Consider the following 23,424-nt stretch of genomic DNA (forward strand, 5'->3'; position numbering starts at 1 on the left):
TTATGGGTTTTTGTTAGGTTATTGGGCGTTATTATCGACAAGCGCAGTTTGCTCTTCGTCACTCATAAAGGAAAGACAATGCCAACTAAGATCTTAGTGCCTGCTTTGGCCCTACTTCTCAGCGCATGTGGCGGCGATGGGGAGTCGTCAGCACCTGTAGAAAACGGCTCTCAAAACACAGGTTCCACATCGTCACAGGGCACATTTGCCGAGCAGATGCTTGCAGCGGTCAACAGCGCTCGCTCTACTACACAACAGTGTGGCGCAACCACCATGCCACCTGTTGGGGCCCTGACTTGGAGCTACGATTTGGAAAGCGCCGCTTATCGACACTCAAGCGATATGGCGAACAGCGATTTCATGAGTCACACAGGCTCTGACGGCAGCAATATGTCAGATCGAGTCAACGCAACGGGCTATGCTTGGAGCGCCATTGGTGAGAATGTCGCCGTAGGGCAAAGTTCCATTAACGCCGTCGTTAATGCTTGGTTATCGAGCGAAGGTCACTGCCTCAATATCATGAGTGCGGATTTTGATCAGATGGGCGCGTCGCTTGTCGAAAATCACTCGGCAAGCTACGGGTATTACTGGACTCAGGTTTTTGCCAAACAGCGCTAATGCGATAAAGAAACCTGATAGATAAACCAAAACGCCAGTAGTCACCATCTGCTGGCGTTTTATTATTTACGTCTCTTTTAGCTTGTCAGGTTACGAAGTTTTGGATCATCCGTCAGGTATTCAACGAATTCGATCTCAAAACCTGCAGGGTCAACAAAATACACATTCTTGCGATATAGCTCATCAGCCCCAGGTTGGGCAATCGGATAACCTGCATCGGTCAGTCTTTTTGTGATGGCATCGACGTTGTTGGTCACATAAGCAAAATGCGCTAGTCCAACTTGGTGGCCGCCCAACTCACGGTTCTCACCTTCACCGTGGTCACTCATCGCAATGTATTGATACTCGTCGCCAAAATGTAGCCAGTTTCTTGGCTTACCACTCCATTCGCCTTTCCCCTCATCACGCACGTACCAATGTGGAAATGCAGTTTGATAAAACTTCAGCATTTCAGGGATGTTTTTCACGACTAAATTAATATGTTCTAGTTGGATCATGATGTGCTCCTTTTTTCATTTCCTAGCCAACGATGAACATGCTAAAACCTCAAGTTAAGTCGAGGTAAAGGGCTTTTTTAAAATTTTTTAGGGTTGATATCTTTGGATCTTGATACATGGAGAGATTCGGTGGGGTGGTACTTTGAATCTGCGAGTTGGGTTAGGTGCTTGCAACCCTCTTTCATCTTTTGTTCGTGCTAATCATTTTCGAGCGAGTTTGTGGTGAGTAGATTCCCAGTCTCACCTAGGTTCGCGGGAATGACGCGAAGAGAGCGCTACACGAACAGTGTCATTCTGAAGGAGCCTAAGCGAGTATTCAGAATCTATTCGCAGCGTGTTGTGATGCTAGCGGTGTGAAGTTAACTGTCCACGATTGCAGAACCAGTCCCTCCCCTTTGAGCCCGGAGTATTGAGATCTTTAGAGTTTGATACAAGCGAAGGTTAGGTGGGGTTGGTGGTTTGAGGTTGAGAGGAGGATCATGTTCATGAACTCTCTAACCGTTGATGCTTCACGTGTATGTGTGTGAATTTCTTTCGTTCAAGCTTGTGGTGAGTAGATTCCCAGTCTCACCTAGGTTCGCGGGAATGACGTGAAGAGAGCGCTTAACGAACAGCGTCATTCTGAAGGAGCCTAAGCGAGTATTCAGAATCTATTTGCAGCGCGTTGTGATGCTGGTGGTGTGAATTGAATTATCCGTGATTGTAGAGCCATTCCCTCCAGTTTGAACTCGGAGTGCTGGAGGATGTGCTTACACCCCTCTCCAAAACCAAAAAAGCCAGCAGTTAGTACCTGCTGGCAAAGTCTTTGGGCTTCTAGGTTTTTTGCTTTTATTTCTTGTTACTCATCGCTGTCACGGTGCCCCGATTGGTTTTCAGGGGAAGAAAACACCGCACCGTACGCTTTGTGCTCAAGAAATTGGAGATTAACCTTGCTTACGGATTAGGTAGTCAAATGCGCCTAAGCTTGCTTTTGCACCCTCACCCATCGCAATGATGATCTGTTTGTAAGGAACCGTCGTAGCGTCACCGGCTGCGAAGACACCTTCTAGGCTGGTTTCACCACGGCTACCAACTTCAATTTCGCCGCGCTCAGAAAGCGCTACTTCTGAATCTTTCAGCCATTCTGTGTTTGGTACTAGACCGATTTGAACAAAGATACCTGACAGTTCAATCTCTTTGATTTCATCTGTGTTGCGGTCTTTGTACTTCAAGCTTGTTACGCGAGTACCGTCACCCACAACTTCAGTAGTTTGCGCCATCGTGATGATGTCTACGTTTGGTAGTGAGTTCGCTTTGTCGATAAGCACTTGGTCTGCGCGAAGTACGTCTGCGAATTCAAGAACCGTTACGTGTTCTACGATACCAGCAAGGTCGATAGCCGCTTCGATGCCTGAGTTACCACCACCGATAACCGCGGTTTTCTTGCCTTTGAATAGCGGGCCGTCACAGTGTGGGCAGTACGCGACGCCTTTGTTGCGGTACTCTTGCTCACCCGGAACGTTCATTTCACGCCAGCGTGCACCAGGGCTTAGGATGACACTCTTACTTTTCAGCGTTGCACCGCTTTCAAGTTGGATGTGAATCAAGCCATCATCTGTGTGCGCTGCGCCCATCAGTTTTTGCGCTTGTTGCTCAGTCACAACGTCTACGTCATATTCTTTTAGGTGTTCTGCTAGGTCAGTTGCCAGTTTTGGACCTTCAGTACGTTTTACCGAGATAAAGTTCTCGATTGCCATGGTGTCCATCACCTGACCACCGAAGCGTTTAGCGACAACGCCAGTGCGAATACCTTTACGCGCTGCGTATAGTGCTGCTGCACTACCACCAGGGCCACCGCCGACAACTAGCACGTCGTATGGGTCTTTTTCGCTCAGTGCTTTGGCTGCTTTCTCGCTCGCGCCGTCATCCACTTTGTTTAGGATTTCAGTCAGAGACATACGGCCTTGTCCGAATAGCTCACCGTTCACGAATACGCTTGGTACTGCCATGATGTCACGTTGTTTCACTTCATCTTGGAATAGTGCACCATCGATCATGGTTGCTTTCACTTTCGGGTTGATCGCCGCCATCATGTTGAACGCTTGAACAACGTCTGGACAGTTTTGGCACGACAGTGAAATGAACACTTCAACATCCAATTCTTTATCTAGCGCCGCGATTTGTTCAATCACTTCTGGATCTAGTTTGATTGGGTGACCACCAGAGTGCAGTAATGCCAATACCAGAGAGGTAAATTCGTGACCCATTGGTAGGCCAGCAAAGCGAAGTGCTGTGCCTTTTACTGGGTTCGTCACCGTCATCACTGGTTTACGTGCGCTTGCGTTGTCGTCACGTTCAACGGTGATAAAGTCGCTCATCTCTGCGATTTGGTTCGCCAGAGACAGAATGTCATTCGATGCTTTGCTTTCATCTAGACTAACCACTAGACGAACGTCTTCTTTTACATTAGCCAGATATTGTTTGAGTTGTTGTTGGATCGCTTGGTCTAACATAGTTGTTGTTACCTTAAATAAACAAAAGAGTGGTTACTCTGGATAAAATCAGTAGGGAGAGAGCAAACCAGGCAGAAGGTCGTCAAGGTATCTAACCTGGAATGCTCTCTAAGTTAAGCGTCAATTAGCATGTCAAATTGAGCTTAAATTCAGTGGCTTAGATTTTGCCTACTAGGTCTAGAGAAGGAGCTAGCGTCTCTTCGCCTTCTTTCCATTTTGCTGGGCAAACTTCGCCTGGGTGTGCTGCTACGTACTGAGCTGCTTTCACTTTGCGTAGTAGGTCTTCTGCGTCACGACCGATACCTTCAGCAGTGATTTCCATTGCTTGGATAGTACCTTCTGGGTCTATTAGGAACGTTGCACGGTCTGCAAGACCTTGACCTTCACGCATCACACCGAAGTTGTTTGTGATGTTGCCTGTTTGGTCGCCAAGCATGTAGTACTGGATCTTGCCGATGGTTTCTGAGCTATCGTGCCAAGCTTTGTGAGTGAAGTGTGTGTCTGTTGATACTGAGTACACTTCAACGCCGCGTTTTTGTAGCTCTTCGTAGTGGTCTGCTAGGTCACCTAGTTCTGTCGGACATACGAATGTGAAGTCTGCTGGGTAGAAGAAGAATACAGCCCATTTGCCTAGAACATCTTGTTCTGTTACTTCAACGAATTCGCCGTTTTTGTATGCTGTAGCTGCAAATGGTTTGATCTTTGTATTAATCATTTTTACTTTCCTCAGAATGTTTTAGGGTGAGCAGTTCTTGCTTTCGGAAAGTATATTCGCATTGGAACGTGTTTAAGGAAAATCGCTTGTAACTATCCTATTGATAGTCATTTCCTATCTTTCTTAATAGGGAAACCCGATATAAGTGAGTTTGCTTTGATAGGTTTTATTGAAGAGGAAGGCCAAGTGGTAATAGAGAATACTGATGATGACCTTTAAGAGATCGTCTGGCTAAGATCGAAAGAACCTGCATCTCGGCAGGCTCTTTCTAATAGGAAGTGGGGAAGCTGATGCTTTTATTTCTTAGTTCAGATTGTCGAGCACCTTGCCGCACAACTTCTTCAGCATGATCATTTCATCCAGCTCTAACGTGATTTTACACATCATGGCGTTTGGCACTGACTTGGCTTGCTCTTTGAGGTCACGACCTTGCTCTGTAAGGTTGAGTACGCGTACGCGCTCATCGGTGTCACTGCGACCACGTTCTACATAGCCTTTTGTTTCTAATCGTTTAAGCAGCGGCGTGAGCGTGCCTGAATCCAAATGCAGTTGCGAGCCCAGTTCTTTAACGCTGGCACCGTCTTTCTCCCACAACACCATCATCACTAAGTATTGCGAATAAGTCAGATCAAGCTCGTCCAGCAAAGGGCGGTAAGCTCGGATCACCGCATTTGCTGCACTATAGAGCGGGAAGCAAACTTGGTTTTCGAGTAAGAGTTTATCGTCGTTGGTCATGGTGTTGTCGGTGTAACACTGGCTCATTGGCGTTGCCTACCTGCTCACAGAGAAAGAGAGTAATAAAATAAATTGTGCACAATATAGTTGCAAACGATCTTTACTTCGATATAAGATTGCAAGCAATTAAATTGTGTACAACTTAAATTAAGAAGGACACTCGCATGACTACTCTATACAAAACTCAAGCTACCGCTTTGGCTGGTCGTAATGGTCAAGTAAAAACAGATGACGGTCTTCTCGATCTAGAGCTGTCATACCCGAAGGAAATGGGCGGCACAGGTGCAGCAACTAACCCTGAGCAGCTTTTCGCAGCGGGCTATTCAGCATGTTTTTCTAACGCGATTCTGCACGTAGCACGTGAAGGTAAAGTAAACCTGAAAAGTGCACCCGTAACAGCGGAAGTGGGCATTGGTCCGAACGATAATGGAGGCTTTGCACTAACAGTGAGCTTAGCGGTAGAGCTAGATATGCCACAAGAACAAGCATTAGAACTAACGCGCATCGCACATCAAGTTTGCCCATACTCAAACGCCGTTCGTGGCAATATTGATGTTGCTGTTACAGTAAATGGCGAAGCGATCTAATCGATTTAGACATTATTTCTAATAGAAGGAAAGCCTGCGAACGTGCAGGCTTTTTTCGATTATTTGATAGCAGTGCAGAAGCTGACGTCTGCATGGTGCGTTTGTGGATCGTAGCTATGATAAAGTTCGAAGCAAGGTCGGCAGTCGTTTTCAATACCAGATTCAACCACTTTGCTCATCAAATCATCCCATGCTTTAGGGTATTGGCTGAATTCGGTAATTTGCTGGCGCATCACCGCATATTGACCGCCGGGGAAGTCTTGCAGCTCAATGCCTTTTGGTACTTCGGTATCCTCTAACGCGATGTTCAGCACTGGTTGCTTTGATTTGAAAAGGTCGTCTGCTGCCGCCTCTAGCCGTAAACGTCGGATGAAGTCGGCTAATGTTTCGCCTTGTACCGCCTTGAAGGTACGGTGAAAATGATAGGGAGAGAGGTTGGCTAGCGCTGCCACTTCGAGCAAATTGAGAGGATCGTTAAAGTGCTGTTCCAGATAGCGAATAACAGGAACGAGTCGTTGGTGATAATCGACACGCATGAGAGGGGCCACCCTTGTTTGATTTGCTCAAAGCGTACCGCAACGAAGCAAGGATTCAAGGCTAGTATCGAATAAATGCGTCGTAGTCATTTATTTCTGATTGTGACGCATTCTGTTGCGGGTAGGAGAGGGTTCTTAAGATGGCTTCTCAACGGTAATTGAAATCTGTTCAGAGCGCTTAATATCCCGTCAGCTCCATATAACCTGTCCCTGAATGAGAGCCCTCAATACGCACTGGGCCTTCCCAATAAGGCACAGAAAGCGGCATTTTCGCGTTCGGGTTGAGAGCAGAAACGGTAAGCTCAATTTGCTGATTTGGAATCGACACTTGCCACTGGATTGGATACTTTCGCCCTTGGATTTCTGTTTGCTTGGTCGCCTCTAACTGAATGTCTTTTTGTGGGATAGCGATGCCAGATCCATCTTGCTGCATCAGCCTTGCGCTGGAGTAACTGGCTTGTCCTGTTTTGGAATCCCGCAATTGGAACACTACCAAGCTGGTCTCGTCACTCAACCTTAGAGCAAACCAGTCCCAGCCTTGTTGTGAGTCGAGTAAGAATTGCGAGCTCCACTCTCGGTCTATCCAACCTTTACCCGACACTTGATGGGTTTCTCCGTCGATAGTGACTTCACCGGAGACATCAATAAACGGTTGGCTGTAGTAGTACGAAGCCACCTGACCATCGGCGCTTTTGGTGCTGTAACCTTGCTCGCCTTGCTTTTGATAAGGCGCACTGCTGTTAAGCGTCAGCGAATAGCCAAACTGTTCGGAGTTCGCCTTCAATGTGGCAGGGAAGAGGTCGTTGGTTGAAGAGGTCCACTGCCAATCATCGAGATAAACTCGAAATGGTGAAGTATCAACACCTGCTAGAGAGGCTTGGTCACGTGACCACTTTTCATCGGCGTAGTGTTTATCCGTTGTAGTGACCGCGCTGTGCGCCATGTAGATTTGCTGAGCTTGCCACTCGGTTTTCTTCACGTCATCTTCGCCCGTTGGCGGCGCAGCAGCAAAGCGAAATTGTGTCCATTGAACACCAAGTGGGTTGCCGTCTTCATCAATTAAGTTAGCGGTTAAGTACCACCATTCATGACGAAAATCCGGGTGTGCTTGATGGTCTGCCGGGAAGGTGAGTTCAATCCCTTTTTCTACGGGTGTGAATAGGTTGCTCTCGCTTTGCGTATCTCCACTGCCCAGCAACGTGCCCATATTTTGTGTGCTCATATTTTTTTGTTGGGGATCTTCACATCCAAATAGGAATAGACTACCTATGAACAGAGTAAGTTTGCTTGCTAATCGAACCATCACAACACCTCGCTTTGCAAACTGGACACGACAGGCTTACTGACCAATCGCCACAGCGGGATCAAGGTGGCAATCACCGCCACCAAGATGGTGATCGCCGCAATGCTGAGGGCATCACTCCAATTCCACAGATAATTTAAGCTCCAACCAAAAGCGCGCAAGGTGACGATGTCTGTCAGTACATAACCCACCATGGCTCCTAAAGGTAGGGCGATAACCAGAGTAAAACTGACCAGAGCGACGATCTGTCCGACCACCATGGTCATTAATTTACGACGGCTGACGCCAAGTGCATACAGCCTTGCAATGGCGGCTTTGCGCGCGTCGAGCAACATAAAACAAGCACTGAACAAACCAATCACGGCGACCATCAAGGTCACGCCGTTGAGCGCGCGCGTAATGGCGAAGGTCTGCGAAAATATATCCAACGCGATGGATTTGATTTGCGCCTGATCGTAGAGCTGACTTGGATGCAGATTCAATTGCTCGCGCAGTTGCTCGTAGACGATTTGTGGGTCCCCCGAGACTTTAATGCCAAGGCTTGTCGGCAGGTCGGTAAATCCGCTCTCTTGCCATAATTTTGGTGCCAATAACACTTCACCATTGGGTGAGCCGTAATCATGGAATATCGCGCCCACAAGCAGGTTCTTATTTGGAATGGCATCAAGTGTGAGTTCGCTACCCAGTGATAAACCCAGTTTGACCGCAGTAGGTTCACTGATGGCGACCAGTTCACCTCGGTAAAAGCGTTGCCAGAAGTTCTCCAAGTGCGATTTGAACACCATGGTTTGTTCTAAGGTGTCTTTGTCTTTTGTGCCAAGCAAAATCGGTAACCCTTGCAGGTTATCGTCGACGTAGTATTGCTTGTAGACGGTCTCAACCTTGTCGAACTGTCCTAATGCGCGCTCTACATCTGCGATTTCTCCTTGCGCAGGGCTGACGTAAATATCGGCGTGTAGCCTTTGTTCTAACCACTGTTTTAAGGTGGACTCAAAGCTACCAACTAAGGTATTCATCCCCATATTGGCTGTAACGGCGAGTAGCAGTGCCATCATGGCGAGAGAAAGCGGAGAAATCAGCTCGCGCAACTCAGCAAACAGATATTGCATCAAACCAGAACTGGTGCGCTTTTCACACCAATTGGCTAAGACGCTGAGTGTTTTGGGTAGATACAAAGGAATCGACACCACAAGCACGCCGAGCCATGCCATGGTGAAGCGGTGATGCTCACTCAGCCATAACCCTGCGAGTGCGAGAGTCGTCAACGCGGCACCTATCACGAACAATTGGTTTTCGTTAGAGGCTTCAGGCGCTTGATAAAATCCACCATGAGAAGAGAGCGGCTGGCGCACTCGCTGTTTAAAGTGCTGCCAAAACGCCAACAGGGTTGCGGCTAACGTGAGCAGCAGTGCTTGCGCCCACCATTGCCACTGCCAAGTTCCGGGCAGAAGTGTCGCGCCATAAAGTTGTTCTAAAGTCAGTGCCACGGTCGGATGTAACCAGTGGCTAAGCTGCATGCCCAATACAAAACCGAGGGAAGAGCCGATGGTAACGAGAATAGTGAGTTCAACTAACAGCGCAGAGAACACAATGCTCGGCGCAACACCCGCCTGTTGAATCTGTACTAACAGTCGATTGCGTTTCAGCAAGCTGTACTTTACGCCGTTGTAGGCAATGAACAGCCCGACTAAAAAGGCAAGTAAGCTCATTGCGGTGAGATTGAGGTGAAAGCTATCGGTCAGCGAACCAAGGTCTGTAGTTTGATTATTGGAAATCCATTGTCCTTGCTCACCAATGATGCTTTGCCAATTTGCTTGCGTGTCTTTATGCCCTTTATCACCCGAATGGAAAACCGCAATGTAACTGAGCTGTCCTTGTTTATTGAGCAGTTGCTGGGCAAAGCCAATGTCCATCAACATTCGGCTACCTAACTGCCATTCGTCTGGTAGCACCACCACTTGGGTTGGAATGTCGTCCAGAGTTAGGGTTTCTACCTCTCCTAAGTTTTGATGTTGAGATTGGCTCATCATCACGATGGGCTTGCCAGCCAAAAGCTCAGGTAAAGGCAAAGCACTGTCGAACAAAGACACGTTCTGTTGGTTTTCTGATGAATAGCGCGAACGTGAAGAGATGGCGGCAATTAACTCGCTACCTTGTACTGACCAGCGACGCCCTTGTTCGTCTCTCACTCGCCCTTCAATTACAGGTAGTGTTGCACTGAGCCCATTTTGTCTAAGGGTGAAGTAGAGCGATTCGGGCAGATAGTTTTGCCCTGCTGGTGGAATAATTAAGTTCTGAGCTTGTGCGCTAAGCTGCTCGGTAGACTCAGCATAACTGCGCTTGGCATTGAGGTTGATGGCTTGCACTGCAACAAACAAGGTCACAGCCAGCACGATACCTATCAGAATTGCGGCGGCTTGCAGTGGTGCCTGCCGATAGTGCGCCGCAAACAGATTCAGGGCGAGTCGAGTATGAGTAAATCTGGTGTTTGATAGCTTAGCTTGCTTCATGGCGAAGCTCATGTTTGTTTTGGTGATGACCGCCATGCAACTGATTATTTTCCAAACGCCCATCCTTTAAACGTAACTGGGTTTGCATGAACTCAGCGCAGTCAGGGCTGTGGGTGACTAACAGTACTGCCGTATTGCCTTGGGAGGTGATTTCACTGAGTAGTTTCATCACTTCTAACCCTGCTTTTTGGTCTAGGTTTCCTGTGGGTTCATCGGCAAGCAGAAGTTTGGGTTTGTGGGCAAGTGCTCGTGCAATCGCGACGCGTTGTTGTTGACCGCCTGAAAGAGCAGAAACATGCCTGTCGAGAAGCTGGCTGATGCCTAACGTTTCGACCAGATAATCGCACCAGTCATTCCATCTCTGTTGATTCAAATTGAGAGGAAAGGCGATGTTTTTCTTTACGTTAAGAGGTGTTAAGAGGTTGAATTGCTGAAAAATAACCCCGATTTTGATGGCGAAATCGGCTCCATTGTGGGTCTTTCCAAGCCACCGTGTTATCGCCATCTAACCACAACTCACCTTCGGAAAGCGGCTCAAAGCCAGCGATGATATTGAGTAAGGTACTTTTGCCGCTGCCACTCGCCCCCGTCAGTGCGACACTCGCTCCTGAATTCAGGGTGAAATCGACTCCTTTCAACACGCGATGTGTCTCTTTGCCATCAACAAAGCTTTTGCTGGCGTGTTTGAGTGTGACAAGTGGGCTTTCCATTTCCTCTCCCTACAATCAAAAGGTGTCGTTTCTTTTGGCAATCGCTATTGCAGTTAGTCCTTTAGAAACTTTAGACAACAATCAGATAAAAACAGCGATTTACATCGATTTCTTAATAACTTGTACTGAAAAGAAGAGGGAAGAGATTAAATGAGGAAGGGATATGACAGGCATTAAAAAAGCCCGAGTCAGACTCGAGCTTTCAAAGAAATTCAGCGTGGTCAGCTTACACGTAGTACGCTTCAACTTCGCCTTTAAGTTTGATTAGCATTGGGTTACCGAAACGGTCTTTTGCTTTAGGAGAAGCAATTTTTACCCAACCTTCGCTGATGCAGTATTCTTCTACGTCAGTACGCTCTTGGCCGTTGATACGAATACCGATTTGGTGCTCGAAGCATTCTTTGATGAAGAATGGGCTACGTGGGTTACCTGCTAGGCGATCTGGTAGAGCTGGTTTAGCTGTATCTGTCATGTTTGTGACCTAAATTCCGTAAAAAGTGCGCCATTGTAGTCAGTGCACTGTGTGTGTTCAAGATATGTTGAGAGACTTAATACTAAAGCCTTTTGAAATAATGCAAAGTTTCCCGCTTTCAAAGTGTGGAATAAAAACACGGTCTCGTTGCTCAAAGGTGTTTTGCTCTCGAAACTTCTCCTGCCACCCCTTATTTGGTTTTGAATCATGACTATACTCATTACTGGCAGTTCTAACCTTATTCATACAACTTAATGTCTCAGAGCATGCCACTAGTCGAGAAACGATTAACAAGGAAGGGTGAATGGAGACTGTTGAACAGGTTAATAAACGTCATTTATCGGATAGATATACTACCTCTAGCACTTCTATTTTTCTTTGTATTCTAATCGTAGTGGCTGTAATCGCTCGGTTTTTTGTTGCGTTTAATTACGAAGTAAATTGGGACGAGTTTTATTACCTATCTTTTGTGCATCGGTTTATTAACGGCGAGGTGATTAATAGTTTCCAAACCTTTCACATTCACTTCTTTACTTGGCTGAGTGGTGTATCAGATAACGATGTTGACCAGATCATTGTGGCGAGAGTCGTTATGGTGTTCTTTCAATTACTCACGGGATTTTATCTATACAAGTTATGTCGATTGTACTGCAGCAAATCGGCGGCACTTTTTGCGGTGCTTGCCTATTTTTCTTTTGTTTATAATGTTCGTATGGGGGCCAGTTTTCGTACTGATCCTATCGCGACATGTATGATCATGGCGGCGCTGTATTATGTGTTTAGTGCAACATTTTCTTGGCGTGTATCCATTCTTGCTGGTGTCCTTACGGCTGTCGCCTTGCTCGTCACTTTAAAGACCGCTCTGTATATCCCGACTTTTATAGGCATAGTTTTAACCTCGCTTTATTGGTCGCGAAATCGTAAGCGTTATTTTAGGCAAGTTCTCATGTATGGAGTCGCAATACTGGTTGCCTTTGCGATGCTATACAGTTGGCATTACTTCTCTATACATGGAGCGAGTTCGGTTGGTGATGCAGGAACGATGTTCGGTGCTGCGGATAAGACACTAAACCAGCGCGAGCTTTTTCCTCGATTGTTTTACTTTGTTCATTCAGTTTCGACGAACTCATGGTATTGGTTAGCTCTTTTCATTGGTATTGGTACTGCTGTTTATGCGTGTTTTTCGCAAAAGCTATTAAGCCGTGAGTCATCGATTAAGTTTTTGTGCCTAAGTTTATTACTCTTCACTTTGCTCTTTTATCGCAACGCTTTCCCATACTATTACGCTTTTATGCTTGCTCCAGTGAGTGCTTTGTTTGCTGTGGCTTGGGTTGGTATCCAGAATTTCACTAACGCAAGAGTTGCACAATTTTTTAATTTTATTGTTCCCTGCTTGCTTGCGGTATCCATTGTGGTGAATGGTTTTGTTTTACCGATAAAAAGCAACTTGGCCTACCAGCGTCAGTTTCTTGATGAAATACATAAAATCTTTCCTCAGCCTGTTGCTTATATTGATCGATGCTCCATGGTTCCGACTTTTTCAAAACAAGGTTTTTTCATGAGTACGTGGGGTTACGAAGATTATATTGCGAGAAACATCCCCGTTATTCGCAATGCTATAGAGCAAGACAATCCGGCTTTTGTACTGGTTAATTCGCACTATTTAGATGTGTTTGGCCCTGACAAAACCGATAAAGGGCTATTAAGGCAAGATATTCAAGCGTTAAGGCAGAACTACATTCATCATTGGTCGCACCTGTATGTTGCGGGAAAGACGTTTGAACTGACGCCCAACTCTCTTAGTCGGGAAGTTATGGTGAACATCGAGGGCGTATATACGCTTGAAGCTAGCAATAGTCTTATGATTAATGGCAAGGTTTGGTTGGCTGGTCAAGCTCGATACTTGGTGCGGGGTGTCTATGAATTAGCGTCGAAAGAGCCAGGTAAAGTCGTTCTGCGTTGGGGAGATAACCTGTACCGACCTCGCAATCTTGAAGAGAAGCAGAGGTTATTTACCGGCTTCTAATACGCACAGTAATGTTGATTCAGAACATGAGGAGCAAGCATGAAGTTAATTGTTCAAATTCCGTGCTTTAACGAAGCGGACAATATTGCTGATGTTATTCGCTCAATACCAAAGCGCGTTGATGGTATCGCTAAGATAGAGATTCTAATCATCGATGATGGTTCTACGGATGGTACTTCAGAAGTCGCACGCAAGTGTGGTGTTGAGCACATTATTACTAACCAGGGCAATAAGGGGCTTGCTTACTCATTTCGAAGAGGGATTGAGGAGTGCCTTCGTCTTCATGCTGATATCATTGTGAACACCGATGGCGATAATCAATATAATGGGGCCGATATTCCGCACTTGGTTAAGCCTATTATCGAGCACAAAGCAGAAATTGTTGTTGGTGACCGAGGAGGGTATAGCAATACACATTTCTCTGTATTTAAACGATGTTTACAAGTGTCGGGGAGCTTTATTATTGCCAAAGCGACGGGATTGGATGTTAAAGATGCTGTGAGTGGTTTTCGCGCAATATCGAGAAGTGCGGCACAACAACTTAATATCGTATCGGATTTTAGCTACACAATAGAAATGTTGATTCAAGCAAGTGCAAAAAGGATTGGTGTGGTTTCGGTGCCAATCCGAACTAATGAAAAAACGCGAGAGTCCCGTCTGTTTAAGAGCATTCCGCAGTTTCTAAAAATGTCGCTCTCTACCTTGGTCAGGGTTTATACCATGTACCGACCTCTGCAAGTGTTTTTGTTTATTGGCTCTGTGGCGATGATTTGCGGTGTGATTCCCATTATGCGATTCCTGTATTTCTTTTTAAATGGAGCGGGAGATGGCCATATTCAGTCATTGGTCTTGGGGTCAACGCTACTTATCTTGGGTTTCATCACTTTATTGATGGGGTTGGTGGCCGATCTAATAGGGTTCAATCGAAAGCTGACCGAAAAAGTATTGCACCGATGAGGTATTGGAAGAAAAGCTGGAGCATCAGGAAAAGTTGCCCACTTATCAGTTTGAAACCAAGCGAAAACGATCTGGAGAGTAATAGCGAGTTACCTCGATACTTTAAAGAAGTGAGTTATTTGATACGGCTTGCTTAGGCCTAAATAAACTCGAGATAGCGAAGAACAACATATCCCCTAGAACCGTGACGATTCTGGAAACAAGGACGGCAACTAAGAGTGTATCTTCAATACTCGGCGAATCTAGAAGTGTGATTAAAACAGCCTCTCGGACACCCAACCCCGCAGGAGAGCCTGGGGTGGCAAACCCTATTAACCATGCGATGATGAAGTAACAAGATGTTTGTAAAAATGTCTCTAAAGTTGGAGTTAGATTGTCGTTTAGCGTAAAAAATATGAGTGAGAAAATGCCGCCCGATACCAAAAAAAAGCAGAGATAAAGCCCACAAGCTTTTAGGTAATTGCGACTGGCTATCAAGCTTAATATTGATCCGGTGATCACGATAAGTCCAGCGAATAAAGTCATCTCGTACCCCATTAAATTAGGGAAGTACTCATTCAGCAGAAAGACGCCAAACGAACCAGCCGCAATACCCATCAACCCTATTTCCCATAAGGTCGATTTCAGTAATACATTATTTTTAATTCCGTGTTGTACGCCAATTACTTGTCGGCTAGCGAATTGGAAAATGTTTCCAGGCAGATACTTAGCAATTTGAGATCCGCCAAACACCCAAATGGCAGTTGATGCAGACAAAGTATATTCACTGTTCGCGACTAAAAGTCGCCACGCCATAGAAAGAACATAATTGCCAAAGGCGTAGAGGCCTATGCAAAAAATAAATACCAGATAGGAGTAAGAGGGAATATCCTGAATATTTAGTTGCTGCGAGTATGTAGAGAGCTTGATTAATACAAAGGCTATGGAAAAAATAGTAATGATTCGCCCAACCCAGCGTAATATGAATTTACTCTTATTATGTTTCATGATTCACACGCTGGCATAAAACCATGGTCCAAGGAATGGGAGAGCGTACTTCGAGAATCTCAAAGTGTTGATTGAGTAAAGTCAGAAAGGCATTCTTGGACCAGTGTTGGATATGTCCGGGAGTATTGCCCCAACTGTTTAAATATTTACCTCTTGCCATGTTTAACGCACACCACAACGGCTCTCTTGGCACACTAAAAATGTAATAGTCAGTATCGAGATCTTGCAATGTTGCTAGTGCTTGCTCGGGATGCTCCAGGTGTTCCAAGACCTCACAACAAACAACAAGGTCAGCAGAATCAGTCTTTCTAGCAACGTCATACACACTTTTTTGTTCAAACAAAATGTCTTCCAAGTTGTGTGCTTGGGCATTGTCTCTTGCTAGTTGAATCACTTGTTGGGAGAAGTCACTCCCTTTCACACGGATCCCTTGTTGATGCCATTTAAGTGCCCAGACTCCTTCTCCGCAGCCGATTTCGTGTATCGACTTTGGTGTGACCATATCAACCAGTTGCGATAAATGATGATCGAAATTGCTCATCATTTTTCTGGCGATGGGGTTCTGAGTATTGTATTTGTCGTAATAGTTTCCGACAGGGATCCCCTGCTCTTCGATACCTTTAGATATTTTCATGGCGTACTCAAATAAATTATCTCAAATGGCCAGGAAGTTCTTCTATTGATGAACTATGTTCTTCAGCCAACCATCTGACTTACAAAGCGTTACGCTTCCCTCTAGTAGAGTGTAGGATAATTTATTGTTTTGTTTGCCTCGTTAGAAAAATTCTACAACCCCTTTAAATACTGCGCGTTGGCTGTTGGTTTAATCATGGCATTCAGCGTTTGGACGGTTTGTTCGCTGTGTTCTTCAAGTAGAGCTAAGAACGCGTCAATCAACTCAGGTTTGCTTGCTGAGACTGTCGTTTCGGTCTGGATATCACGCAGATCGATCAACACATCGGTAAATAATTGAGGCAGATCGTGCAGCACTTGCAGGTTTAAGACGTTGTGTTCGCTGTAGATCGAATTGTGGCTGCCTTTCTGTTTTTGCACCACGTAAGGATTGTCTTTTAAGTTGATGATAGACGTGCGTTTATCACAGCGTTTCAAACAACCTTTGTTGACCTTCACCTTACGGCATCCTTCGGTTTGTTGGAACAAACATTGGCGGCTCGTGAGTAGGGTATTTGGATGATAAATGCTGTAGAAGCTGCGCATGTTTTTCGGACGCTTGATATGGCGCATCTGCTTCATATTCAGCTCGTTAGAAACAAACGCGCCACTTGCCGCGAACTCGTCTTGAAGGCATTTAAACGCGTATGAGTTCACCGTGTTCATTTGTGGGCCTGCCACCCAGCCTAAGCCGAGCTCTTTTGCGATCATGCCGACGCCTGAGTTGTTGGTGATCAACAACTCAGGTTGGATGGTTTCCAAAAATACGCGCGCGGCGTGGTAGTCTTCGCCAATCAAAATGGCTGGGAACCAAGGTTTGAGCATTGGGTTGGCTTGGAACAACTCAATCATCGCGCTCAGTTCGCCAGACAATCCCATTGGCAATTGATAGTAAACATCAATGTCGTGGTATTCGCACAGCATGGCTTCTTGTGCTGACGAGATCAGAACCGATAATTTTGGCGCACCTTGGCGAGGTTCTGGTTGAGGTAACGCTGGCAGAGTTGGCACATCAATCGACCCTTTCAAGCTGCTGCCGGATACTTGTGTCGAAGCGACATCGAACGACTTAGTTTGCTCTGCCACTTTCTCAATGATCGCGGTTTTGTCGTCGTAGAGTTTCTTTTTCACCGCTTGCACATCATCAGCAGACGGGCATTGATAAACCTTCGAAAAATGCTTTACAGCGTGGTCGCGCGGGTTGTCGATGTACATCGCCTTGCCGAAATCACCTTGCAAAAATGCGTTGGAGAAATCTCGGTTGAACACCGTGTATAACTCGGTGGTGTCTTCAGAGAGTTCCAAACCCTCGCACAAGCGATCGATTTGCTGACGCCAATTGTCGACCACGGTATAGACGTAGTGCGATTTCTTGATTCGTCCTTCCACTTTTAATGAATACACGCCAGCATCGGCAAGCGCTTTCAAGTCCCCAAAGGCGGAATTGTCTTTCATATTGAGTGGGTAGTTGTTGCCCGTTTTGGTCGTTTCGTACTGTTCGCGACAAGGTTGACTGCAGCGTCCACGGTTTCCTGATGCGCCATTGCGAGCGGAACTGATATAGCAAATTCCGGAGAATCCGATGCAGTATGAGCCGTGGACAAACACTTCCATCATTACGTTGTGCTCGCGACCAAATTGCGCCAGATGTTTTATTTCATCGATGTTAAGTTCGCGAGATAAGTTTACTCGGCTTGCGGTGAGCTGGTTGAGAAAGAGGATCTGGCCTTCGTTATGCGTGTTTAATTGCGTTGAAGCGTGCACATCCAAATCGGGAAAGTGATGTTTGAGAATGTAGGCCAGACCGAGATCTTGCACGATCACGCCATCGATTTTGGTGGTGTTCAGTTGGCTGAGTAAGCGAACAATCGCTGGAATTTCACTTTCTAAAATCAGCACATTCAACGTTAGGAAAATCTTACAGCTGTGCTGATGGGCCAACGTTAACACGCCATTTAAGTTATCTAAGGTGAGGTTGGTCGCTCGGTTACGAGCATTGAAGCGGTCGAGCCCACAGTAAATTGCATCGGCGCCAGCGGCAATGGCGGCTTTGATGGAATCTAAATCACCACCGGGTGCTAATAACTCAAATTGATCGCGTGTCACTACTTTTCTCTTTCTTACTAAAATAGGCTGCAAATGTTACGTATTTCACGCTTTTGATGCTCAGCTAGTTAACGCTTTATTAATCTGAATCAATTAATCCGTGTTACACGGTCGACTCTTGAGTGGGTAGAGTGCAATTCGCGATAGCGGAATCTGACTTCTATAGTTTTCCTACACTTGGTTTTTATATAGTTACAGTTTTCGACTCAGATAGAGAGGAAGGGACGACAAATGAAAAAAGTAATCATCGGGTTGGTCGTGGCGTTGACGTCATTGAGTGCATTGGCTGGGGAGGGTGTGGTAACCGTTGCGAGCACGCATTAACCATCAAGAGAACGCCGTGAAAGTCGATATGACTTTGCGACCAACCGAAGTTATCGTGTTTGGGAACCCTAAAGTGGGCACACCACTGATGATCTGTGCGCAGGAAGTGGCGCTCGATTTACCCCAAAAAGTGTTGGTGTATGAAGATGCTGAAGGTAAAACGTGGTTAGCTTACAACGATCCTATGTATTTAAAGCAGCGCCATCATATTGAAGGCTGTGACGAGGTATTGAACAAAATCAGCGGCGTGTTGGGCAATTTAACCAACGCGGCGGCGAAGTAGGGCTGGTTATTGGCTTCGCTTTTTTTACTCCGAAAACGAAAAAGCCAACCTCACAAGGAGGTTGGCAAATCTTACCTATATTGGGGGAGGTAAGATCAGGAGGTGGCGAGTACGCTGTGCACTTCTGACTTAATTGAGTCAGACTGCGTACCGAAAATCGCTTGTAAACTGTCGCCAATCACTAATACATCTCGCGCGCCAAGTGCTTTTAGCTTAGCAACATCAACGTTGGCAATGTCTTTCACCGAGACACGCAGACGAGTAATACACGCATCGACTGACTTGATGTTGGCTTTGCCGCCCAATGCAGCTACTACATCCACCGCAATTTCATCAGGTTGTCCGGCAATCTAAGTTCAATAAGGTAAAAGGCTCGATTCCGGTACGTACTGATATCGACATCAGCGATTTTAATCCGTGTCAGGTCCAGTCATATCAAGACTTTCACTACGGCGTTAAACACAACCTCGCTGTGCCGAGTATGATTGATTCGATGGCGGTCAATCCGGTTGCTCAGCAAGCGATAAACTCGGAAATCTTCCGTTTTTACCGCAATCCCAAGATGGAACCCGACGAGCTGATAAAACGCATTATTGCTATTTCGCAAAGCGGTTAATGGCAATGAATTTGTGCCGAGTGGAGTAAAAAAGCCCCAATGATTGGGGCTTGAATAAAGCGAAGTATGCCGTTTAGAAATAGTGGAAGATCGGCGGTTCATGCATCAAGAAGTTTTGATGGGAGATGTTCCACGCATAGGCGCCCGCTAAGGTAAACACAACATAATCACCAATATCGACGTGGGCGACGTGTTGATTGCGTGCCAGCACATCTTTGGGCGTACAAAGCTGGCCGACAAAAGTTGCTTGTGCATGCTGAATTGGATGAGAAATCTCATGGTGTTGCTTGCTTTTCAGGATGACGAATGGATGATCATGGCTCTGCGCTGCTGGCGTGCGGAAGTGGTGAGTTCCCCCGCGTGCGATGACAAAGTTTTCGCCAAGATTTTGCTTAATATCGAGCACTTCCATCACGTAATAACCGCATGCCGCCGTGATGAAACGTCCGCATTCAAAACGCAGTGTCCAGTCTTGCACTTGCTCTTTAGCGATCAGGAATTCCAACTTGTCGCAAAACTCCATCCACGGAAAGTGTTGCTCAGGGTTTTGGTAGTTAATCCCCATGCCTCCACCCAAGTTGATCATCAGCTCACCGAGTTCAAACTTTTGTTGCCACGCCTTCACGACTTGGAAATAGCGCTGCATTAACGCTAAGTGACGTTCAACATCGAGCTGATGCGACATCAAGTGAAAATGGAAACCTTTCAGTGACACTTGCGGGAAATCGCGTAGCAACATCAAAGCATTGCTCAGTTCGGACTCGTCCAAACCAAAAGGAGTCGGCTTGCCGCCCATCGCCAACTTGCTGAGCGTGATGTCGCCAATATCAATGTTCATACGCAAAAAGATCGAAGCAGGGCGGTTGAGGCGCTCGGTTATTGCTCCAATGCGTTGCAGCTCGGTGAGGCTTTCGACATGAATTGCATCAACATCCAGCTCAATCGCTTGTTGCAATTCACTTGGCATTTTTCCTGGGCCACCGAAGATCAATGGCTTATCGAGTTGCTGCTGGTGGAGGTGTGCCAACTCCCCGCCAGATGCCGCTTCAAAACCATCGACATACGGCGCGAGCGTTTTGAGAATCGGGCCCGATGGATTGGCTTTGGCTGCGTAAAATAGCTCGACATTTTTCGGCAAAACGTGACGCAGTTGTTTGATGTGTTCTTCTAAGGCGTTTAGGTCATACACGTACGCGCACAAGGGTTGATTTTGCTGCTGTGCGAGCGTGTGAACTTGCTGGCTAACGCGTGTCGGTAGGGAGAGTGAATTAGACATGTTGCGCTCCTTTTTCGTGTTGCTGCCAAGGCGCGGCGACTTGGGTATAGCCCGACTCCTTATCGGCTTTTTGCATCAAACGCGTGGTGAAATTATTTTTGCTTGGGAAGTGACCGCCATTCAGCAACGCTTCTAGTTCCGGCTGTTTTCCATTCACTGATTGCCAACGCACAATGGCACTTTGCACCGCATTCCACAGCGTTTGCTCTAGTGGCTCATCACCTTCTGCGATGAAGAAAATCGCTTCGCTGATGTTGTTGATAAAGGTGCAGTATCCGATGCGATTCCAGCCTTGTTCGCGACTGTAGTAAACCGATTGTCGCGCGCGTTCAGACAAGTCAGTTAATGTTTCTGCTGGCCAAAACTCCGGCAGTAACTTGGTTCCTTCCAAATCACGAATCCAAACACAACACGGCATCTCTTGCTCAAAGCCAATCAAGGTGTTTTGCAAATGCGGCTCAAACGCCACCCCGTGTTTGAAGTAGTAGTTAAACACCCCCGGAATTAGGCAATGCAAATAGCGTTCAAACCACAGTGTCGCGATGTCGGAATAGCGATTTTGCGTTGTACGCGCTTTGTTTTTAAGGCGTTGAGCAATGCAACTGTTGCCGTTTTTGTCGTAAGCAAACAGAGCGCCAGCGAGGGTTGGTTTTAAGATATCGACTTCGCTCAGCGAGAAATTTTCGCGGTATAAAATCCCAAACGATTCGCGCGCTTTGGTGTTGTCGTCCCAATTGCGCTCAGCGACACTTTCTAGATTCAACGTGGTGGCGTAAGGCTCCGTCATCACTTTAAATACGGGGTTGTGCAGCTGTTCGTTTTCTCGAATCGGTTTGAGAATCGACGTGAGCTGCACGGCGCTGTCGAGTTCGTACCACGCGTTTTTGCGCACGCAATTGGTTAATCGTACGTTGATGGAGAATTTCGCAAACCAGTCCATGTCTGGATGGTAGAGGGTACGAACTGAAGAGGTCGGCTGCATCTTTTCACCACCTAAACCTAGTGGCGTGATCTTGCCTTGTTCAATGGCACGCTTCACGCTTGGGTTGCTCAAAATGGTGTAGCTTTCCCAAGGATGACAAGGGTAGAGGGTCTTCCCGTTGCTGGTGGCGTGTTGTGGCGCGAGCTGTTGTAGCATGCGTTGCGCAGGGTTAGCGTCTCCGTCGGAACTCAGCACATCAAGTAACGATGTATCCACTTCAAACCAGTACAGCGGGACTTGCGCGCAGACTTCTGGAGAAAACGCCAAGAGATCATCCATGGTGACGCCCGAACGACTTTTTGGGGTCGGATGGAAAGTATGCCCCCAAATCAGAGATTGTTCCGAAGCGATAAATTCGTTGTGATGCGATTTGGGTGCGACGTTGAGAAACTGCTCGGTAACCAGCACGCTATTTTCCAGTTGTTCGATCAGCTCATGGTTAAACGGGATCGCCAACACCTGCTTGAGATAGTTAAGCAAAAGCGTAAGAGTTTGCGTGGCATCCAATTTCGCCCAACCAGATCCCGGCATTTTTGCCCAAGGCAGTTCTGCCAATTTGATTTTGCCCAGTTTGCTCGCGTAGTGAATCGGTAAAACCAGCAGGCCATTTTGTTGAGACAGATGAACGGCTACCCGTTGTTTTGCGGAATAGTTGCGCTTTAACGTTTGGGGGAGCGATGTCGATTGGTAGTGCCATTCTACTTGTTGATTCGGCAGTGCAAATTCACGTAAGTAACAATTAAGAACACCCATTATCGTGTTGAGTTGGGCCTTCTCCCGATTGAGCTGCACATCATGCGCGCGTAATTCGCTAGTCTGAGAAGATTGAGTTTGTAACATGTTGATTTCCAAATTTTGAATGGAGAACCAGCGCGATCAAGGTGATTACGCTGACTATCGCAGAAAGTAGGAAAGGAACCTCAAGTAGCCCCAAGCTAGAAATGAAAGAAGCGCAAAATCCCGCCGCCACGCCACCCCATTTGGACATGGCATCAAAGCGAGAAAATACTTTGCCACTGAGTTTGCGATCCAGATTGCTCGCAAGATGCTGATGCAATCCGTGATAACAACACACCATCGCGATGCCGAAGACAATTCTCGCAGCAATGAGTGCGGTTTCGGACGCAATCAAATGCAAGGCAGAGCTCACGGCAAGCAATGCAAACCCGAGCCACAACGTGCGCAGCGGTTGATGGCGATTCAGCCCATCTGACAACACGTGGATTTTGCCTGCCAGCAACAGATAGACGCCATGCGGCAGTGCGTACAAAAAACCGATCCATGCGTGGTTAGTGATGCCATATTGCTGCACAAACGGCGAGAAATAAGGAAAGGTCACCACCATGGAAAACGCAAACCCGAACTGAGCAAAGAAGATCCAACGAATGGCATGCATTGCGTTTTTCTTTGCAACAGGTTGTTCTTGCTGAGATTCTGAGTTTGGCTTTTCGAGGTTTTGTTCGGCGGGTTTATCCGCTGGCAGTGTTAGTGTGATGCCCATCGCAATTAAAGGCAAAATGCATAACCACAGGTACGCGTTGAGCGGGTTGGTTTCGGACAAGCTCCAGCCGAGCCCAATGGGCGCAACGATCAGCGCCAAGCGAGCAGATAGTTGGGTTTTATTGAGTGACTTGCCGAGTGTTTTGGCTTCTTTAATTTGACTAGATAAGTAGCTGTTTGAGGCGGCCATGGTGCCGCCAAAGGTTCCTTGAACAATAAGACCAAACACAAACATGGCGAGGTTGTCTGCCAAGCCGCACAGCGCAAACCCTGCTGCAAGGCCAAGTTGCGCACGCAAGAGTGAGCGGCGGCGACCATAGCGATCGGCAAAGCTGCCCCAAAATCGTGCCGCCAACGCAGTACAAAACGTGGGTAGGATAAACAATACCCCTGCCCAGTCCGCATCAATGCTTGCGCCTAACGTTGGCAACACGACGGGTAGAAATAGCGGCATACCTAACGCGGCAAACGCAGCGATAAAGTGGCACAACAACACACTGTAGATGAGTTTGGTCATAAT

General features: G+C 46.7%; 18 protein-coding genes and 4 pseudogenes. 6 read left to right on the forward strand and 16 right to left on the reverse strand.

What is annotated here, in order from left to right:
• The first annotated feature begins 78 nt into the window (after window positions 1–78).
• The gene (locus tag ACWYVB_RS07255; protein WP_065764614.1) at window positions 79–618 is read left to right on the forward strand and encodes a CAP domain-containing protein; all 540 of its coding nucleotides are present in this window, start codon (window positions 79–81) and stop codon (window positions 616–618) included.
• 77 nt (window positions 619–695) lie between these two features.
• Here ACWYVB_RS07255 and ACWYVB_RS07260 read toward each other — a convergent pair whose 3' ends face one another.
• From ACWYVB_RS07260 to ACWYVB_RS07275, 4 genes are all read right to left on the reverse strand, one after another.
• Window positions 696–1,115, reverse strand: coding sequence for a VOC family protein (locus tag ACWYVB_RS07260; RefSeq protein ID WP_457528525.1), 420 nt, complete (start codon window positions 1,113–1,115; stop codon window positions 696–698).
• Window positions 1,116–2,038: 923 nt separating this feature from the next.
• On the reverse strand, window positions 2,039–3,607 hold the full coding sequence (gene ahpF, locus ACWYVB_RS07265) for an alkyl hydroperoxide reductase subunit F (protein WP_457528527.1): 1,569 nt from the start codon (window positions 3,605–3,607) through the stop codon (window positions 2,039–2,041).
• A gap of 157 nt (window positions 3,608–3,764) precedes the next feature.
• On the reverse strand, window positions 3,765–4,322 hold the full coding sequence (ahpC, locus tag ACWYVB_RS07270; protein WP_005395542.1) for an alkyl hydroperoxide reductase subunit C: 558 nt from the start codon (window positions 4,320–4,322) through the stop codon (window positions 3,765–3,767).
• Between the two features lie 303 nt (window positions 4,323–4,625).
• A complete protein-coding gene (locus tag ACWYVB_RS07275; RefSeq protein WP_005395543.1) occupies window positions 4,626–5,084 on the reverse strand; it encodes a MarR family winged helix-turn-helix transcriptional regulator in 459 nt (152 codons plus the stop codon).
• A gap of 137 nt (window positions 5,085–5,221) precedes the next feature.
• Here ACWYVB_RS07275 and ACWYVB_RS07280 point away from each other — a divergent pair, with 137 nt between their 5' ends.
• Window positions 5,222–5,644, forward strand: a complete 423-nt coding sequence (locus tag ACWYVB_RS07280) for an organic hydroperoxide resistance protein (protein WP_005374640.1) — start codon at window positions 5,222–5,224, stop codon at window positions 5,642–5,644.
• Between the two features lie 59 nt (window positions 5,645–5,703).
• Here ACWYVB_RS07280 and ACWYVB_RS07285 read toward each other — a convergent pair whose 3' ends face one another.
• From ACWYVB_RS07285 to ACWYVB_RS07305, 5 genes and pseudogenes are all read right to left on the reverse strand, one after another.
• On the reverse strand, window positions 5,704–6,180 hold the full coding sequence (locus ACWYVB_RS07285; protein WP_457528537.1) for a helix-turn-helix domain-containing protein: 477 nt from the start codon (window positions 6,178–6,180) through the stop codon (window positions 5,704–5,706).
• Window positions 6,181–6,358: 178 nt separating this feature from the next.
• Window positions 6,359–7,483 (reverse strand): lipocalin-like domain-containing protein, encoded by a 1,125-nt coding sequence (locus ACWYVB_RS07290; protein WP_457528539.1) that lies wholly within the window; start codon window positions 7,481–7,483, stop codon window positions 6,359–6,361.
• A complete protein-coding gene (locus ACWYVB_RS07295; protein WP_457528541.1) occupies window positions 7,483–9,993 on the reverse strand; it encodes an FtsX-like permease family protein in 2,511 nt (836 codons plus the stop codon). The genes ACWYVB_RS07290 and ACWYVB_RS07295 overlap by 1 nt, the downstream gene beginning before the upstream one ends.
• Window positions 9,980–10,703, reverse strand: a pseudogene (locus tag ACWYVB_RS07300) (ABC transporter ATP-binding protein). Before ACWYVB_RS07300 ends, ACWYVB_RS07295 begins: the two are co-directional and overlap by 14 nt.
• Window positions 10,704–10,929: 226 nt before the next feature.
• Window positions 10,930–11,175: a DUF3297 family protein gene (locus ACWYVB_RS07305; protein ID WP_005374689.1), complete on the reverse strand. Its 246-nt coding sequence runs from the start codon at window positions 11,173–11,175 to the stop codon at window positions 10,930–10,932.
• Window positions 11,176–11,479: 304 nt separating this feature from the next.
• Between ACWYVB_RS07305 and ACWYVB_RS07310 the strand changes: the two genes are divergently transcribed.
• Together ACWYVB_RS07310 and ACWYVB_RS07315 are read left to right on the forward strand one after the other, a co-directional pair.
• A complete protein-coding gene (locus ACWYVB_RS07310; RefSeq protein ID WP_457528544.1) occupies window positions 11,480–13,201 on the forward strand; it encodes an ArnT family glycosyltransferase in 1,722 nt (573 codons plus the stop codon).
• Window positions 13,202–13,240: 39 nt separating this feature from the next.
• Entirely contained in the window at window positions 13,241–14,158 is a 918-nt protein-coding gene (locus ACWYVB_RS07315; protein WP_457528546.1) for a glycosyltransferase family 2 protein, read from the forward strand.
• A 102-nt stretch (window positions 14,159–14,260) separates the two neighbouring features.
• On the opposite strand, the gene ACWYVB_RS07320 is transcribed toward ACWYVB_RS07315, so the two are convergent.
• The 3 genes from ACWYVB_RS07320 to ACWYVB_RS07330 all read right to left on the reverse strand — a co-directional run bounded on the left by ACWYVB_RS07320 (window position 14,261) and on the right by ACWYVB_RS07330 (window position 17,923).
• Entirely contained in the window at window positions 14,261–15,145 is an 885-nt protein-coding gene (locus ACWYVB_RS07320; protein ID WP_395188785.1) for a hypothetical protein, read from the reverse strand.
• Window positions 15,135–15,779 carry a class I SAM-dependent methyltransferase gene (locus ACWYVB_RS07325; RefSeq protein ID WP_053808213.1) on the reverse strand — a complete coding sequence of 215 codons (645 nt, stop codon included), beginning with the start codon at window positions 15,777–15,779 and terminating at the stop codon, window positions 15,135–15,137. Before ACWYVB_RS07325 ends, ACWYVB_RS07320 begins: the two co-directional genes overlap by 11 nt.
• 152 nt (window positions 15,780–15,931) lie before the next feature.
• Window positions 15,932–17,923 (reverse strand): U32 family peptidase, encoded by a 1,992-nt coding sequence (locus ACWYVB_RS07330; RefSeq protein ID WP_457528549.1) that lies wholly within the window; start codon window positions 17,921–17,923, stop codon window positions 15,932–15,934.
• Window positions 17,924–18,230: 307 nt separating this feature from the next.
• Here ACWYVB_RS07330 and ACWYVB_RS07335 point away from each other — a divergent pair.
• Window positions 18,231–18,530, forward strand: a pseudogene (locus tag ACWYVB_RS07335) (DUF302 domain-containing protein); the annotation flags it as partial.
• Between the two features lie 95 nt (window positions 18,531–18,625).
• Here the strand turns inward: ACWYVB_RS07335 and ACWYVB_RS07340 are convergent.
• Window positions 18,626–18,880: pseudogene (locus tag ACWYVB_RS07340) on the reverse strand (PTS transporter subunit EIIB); the annotation flags it as partial.
• Here ACWYVB_RS07340 and ACWYVB_RS07345 point away from each other — a divergent pair.
• Window positions 18,877–19,146: pseudogene (locus tag ACWYVB_RS07345) on the forward strand (ABC transporter substrate-binding protein); the annotation flags it as partial. The pseudogenes ACWYVB_RS07340 and ACWYVB_RS07345 overlap by 4 nt on opposite strands.
• A gap of 73 nt (window positions 19,147–19,219) precedes the next feature.
• On the opposite strand, the gene ACWYVB_RS07350 reads toward ACWYVB_RS07345, so the two are convergent.
• From ACWYVB_RS07350 to ACWYVB_RS07360, 3 genes are read right to left on the reverse strand one after another with little or no spacing between them, the layout of a single operon-like run.
• Window positions 19,220–20,422 carry a type III PLP-dependent enzyme gene (locus tag ACWYVB_RS07350; RefSeq protein WP_114322714.1) on the reverse strand — a complete coding sequence of 401 codons (1,203 nt, stop codon included), beginning with the start codon at window positions 20,420–20,422 and terminating at the stop codon, window positions 19,220–19,222.
• A complete protein-coding gene (locus ACWYVB_RS07355) occupies window positions 20,415–22,244 on the reverse strand; it encodes an IucA/IucC family protein (RefSeq protein ID WP_114322715.1) in 1,830 nt (609 codons plus the stop codon). Before ACWYVB_RS07355 ends, ACWYVB_RS07350 begins: the two co-directional genes overlap by 8 nt.
• Window positions 22,216–23,421, reverse strand: a complete 1,206-nt coding sequence (locus tag ACWYVB_RS07360; RefSeq protein WP_253657868.1) for an MFS transporter — start codon at window positions 23,419–23,421, stop codon at window positions 22,216–22,218. Before ACWYVB_RS07360 ends, ACWYVB_RS07355 begins: the two co-directional genes overlap by 29 nt.
• Between the last annotated feature and the right edge of the window lie 3 nt (window positions 23,422–23,424).

The organism is Vibrio sp. JZG10 (assembly GCF_054064075.1).

Bases quoted from the DNA above. Each gene is read 5' to 3' on its own strand.
- ACWYVB_RS07255 (WP_065764614.1), top strand. From the start codon at position 79: ATGCCAACTAAGATCTTAGTGCCTGCTTTGGCCCTACTTCTCAGCGCA.
- ACWYVB_RS07260 (WP_457528525.1), bottom strand. From the start codon at position 1,115: ATGATCCAACTAGAACATATTAATTTAGTCGTGAAAAACATCCCTGAA.
- ahpF (WP_457528527.1), bottom strand. From the start codon at position 3,607: ATGTTAGACCAAGCGATCCAACAACAACTCAAACAATATCTGGCTAAT.
- ahpC (WP_005395542.1), bottom strand. From the start codon at position 4,322: ATGATTAATACAAAGATCAAACCATTTGCAGCTACAGCATACAAAAAC.
- ACWYVB_RS07275 (WP_005395543.1), bottom strand. From the start codon at position 5,084: ATGAGCCAGTGTTACACCGACAACACCATGACCAACGACGATAAACTC.
- ACWYVB_RS07280 (WP_005374640.1), top strand. From the start codon at position 5,222: ATGACTACTCTATACAAAACTCAAGCTACCGCTTTGGCTGGTCGTAAT.
- ACWYVB_RS07285 (WP_457528537.1), bottom strand. From the start codon at position 6,180: ATGCGTGTCGATTATCACCAACGACTCGTTCCTGTTATTCGCTATCTG.
- ACWYVB_RS07290 (WP_457528539.1), bottom strand. From the start codon at position 7,483: ATGGTTCGATTAGCAAGCAAACTTACTCTGTTCATAGGTAGTCTATTC.
- ACWYVB_RS07295 (WP_457528541.1), bottom strand. From the start codon at position 9,993: ATGAAGCAAGCTAAGCTATCAAACACCAGATTTACTCATACTCGACTC.
- ACWYVB_RS07305 (WP_005374689.1), bottom strand. From the start codon at position 11,175: ATGACAGATACAGCTAAACCAGCTCTACCAGATCGCCTAGCAGGTAAC.
- ACWYVB_RS07310 (WP_457528544.1), top strand. From the start codon at position 11,480: ATGGAGACTGTTGAACAGGTTAATAAACGTCATTTATCGGATAGATAT.
- ACWYVB_RS07315 (WP_457528546.1), top strand. From the start codon at position 13,241: ATGAAGTTAATTGTTCAAATTCCGTGCTTTAACGAAGCGGACAATATT.
- ACWYVB_RS07320 (WP_395188785.1), bottom strand. From the start codon at position 15,145: ATGAAACATAATAAGAGTAAATTCATATTACGCTGGGTTGGGCGAATC.
- ACWYVB_RS07325 (WP_053808213.1), bottom strand. From the start codon at position 15,779: ATGAAAATATCTAAAGGTATCGAAGAGCAGGGGATCCCTGTCGGAAAC.
- ACWYVB_RS07350 (WP_114322714.1), bottom strand. From the start codon at position 20,422: ATGTCTAATTCACTCTCCCTACCGACACGCGTTAGCCAGCAAGTTCAC.
- ACWYVB_RS07355 (WP_114322715.1), bottom strand. From the start codon at position 22,244: ATGTTACAAACTCAATCTTCTCAGACTAGCGAATTACGCGCGCATGAT.
- ACWYVB_RS07360 (WP_253657868.1), bottom strand. From the start codon at position 23,421: ATGACCAAACTCATCTACAGTGTGTTGTTGTGCCACTTTATCGCTGCG.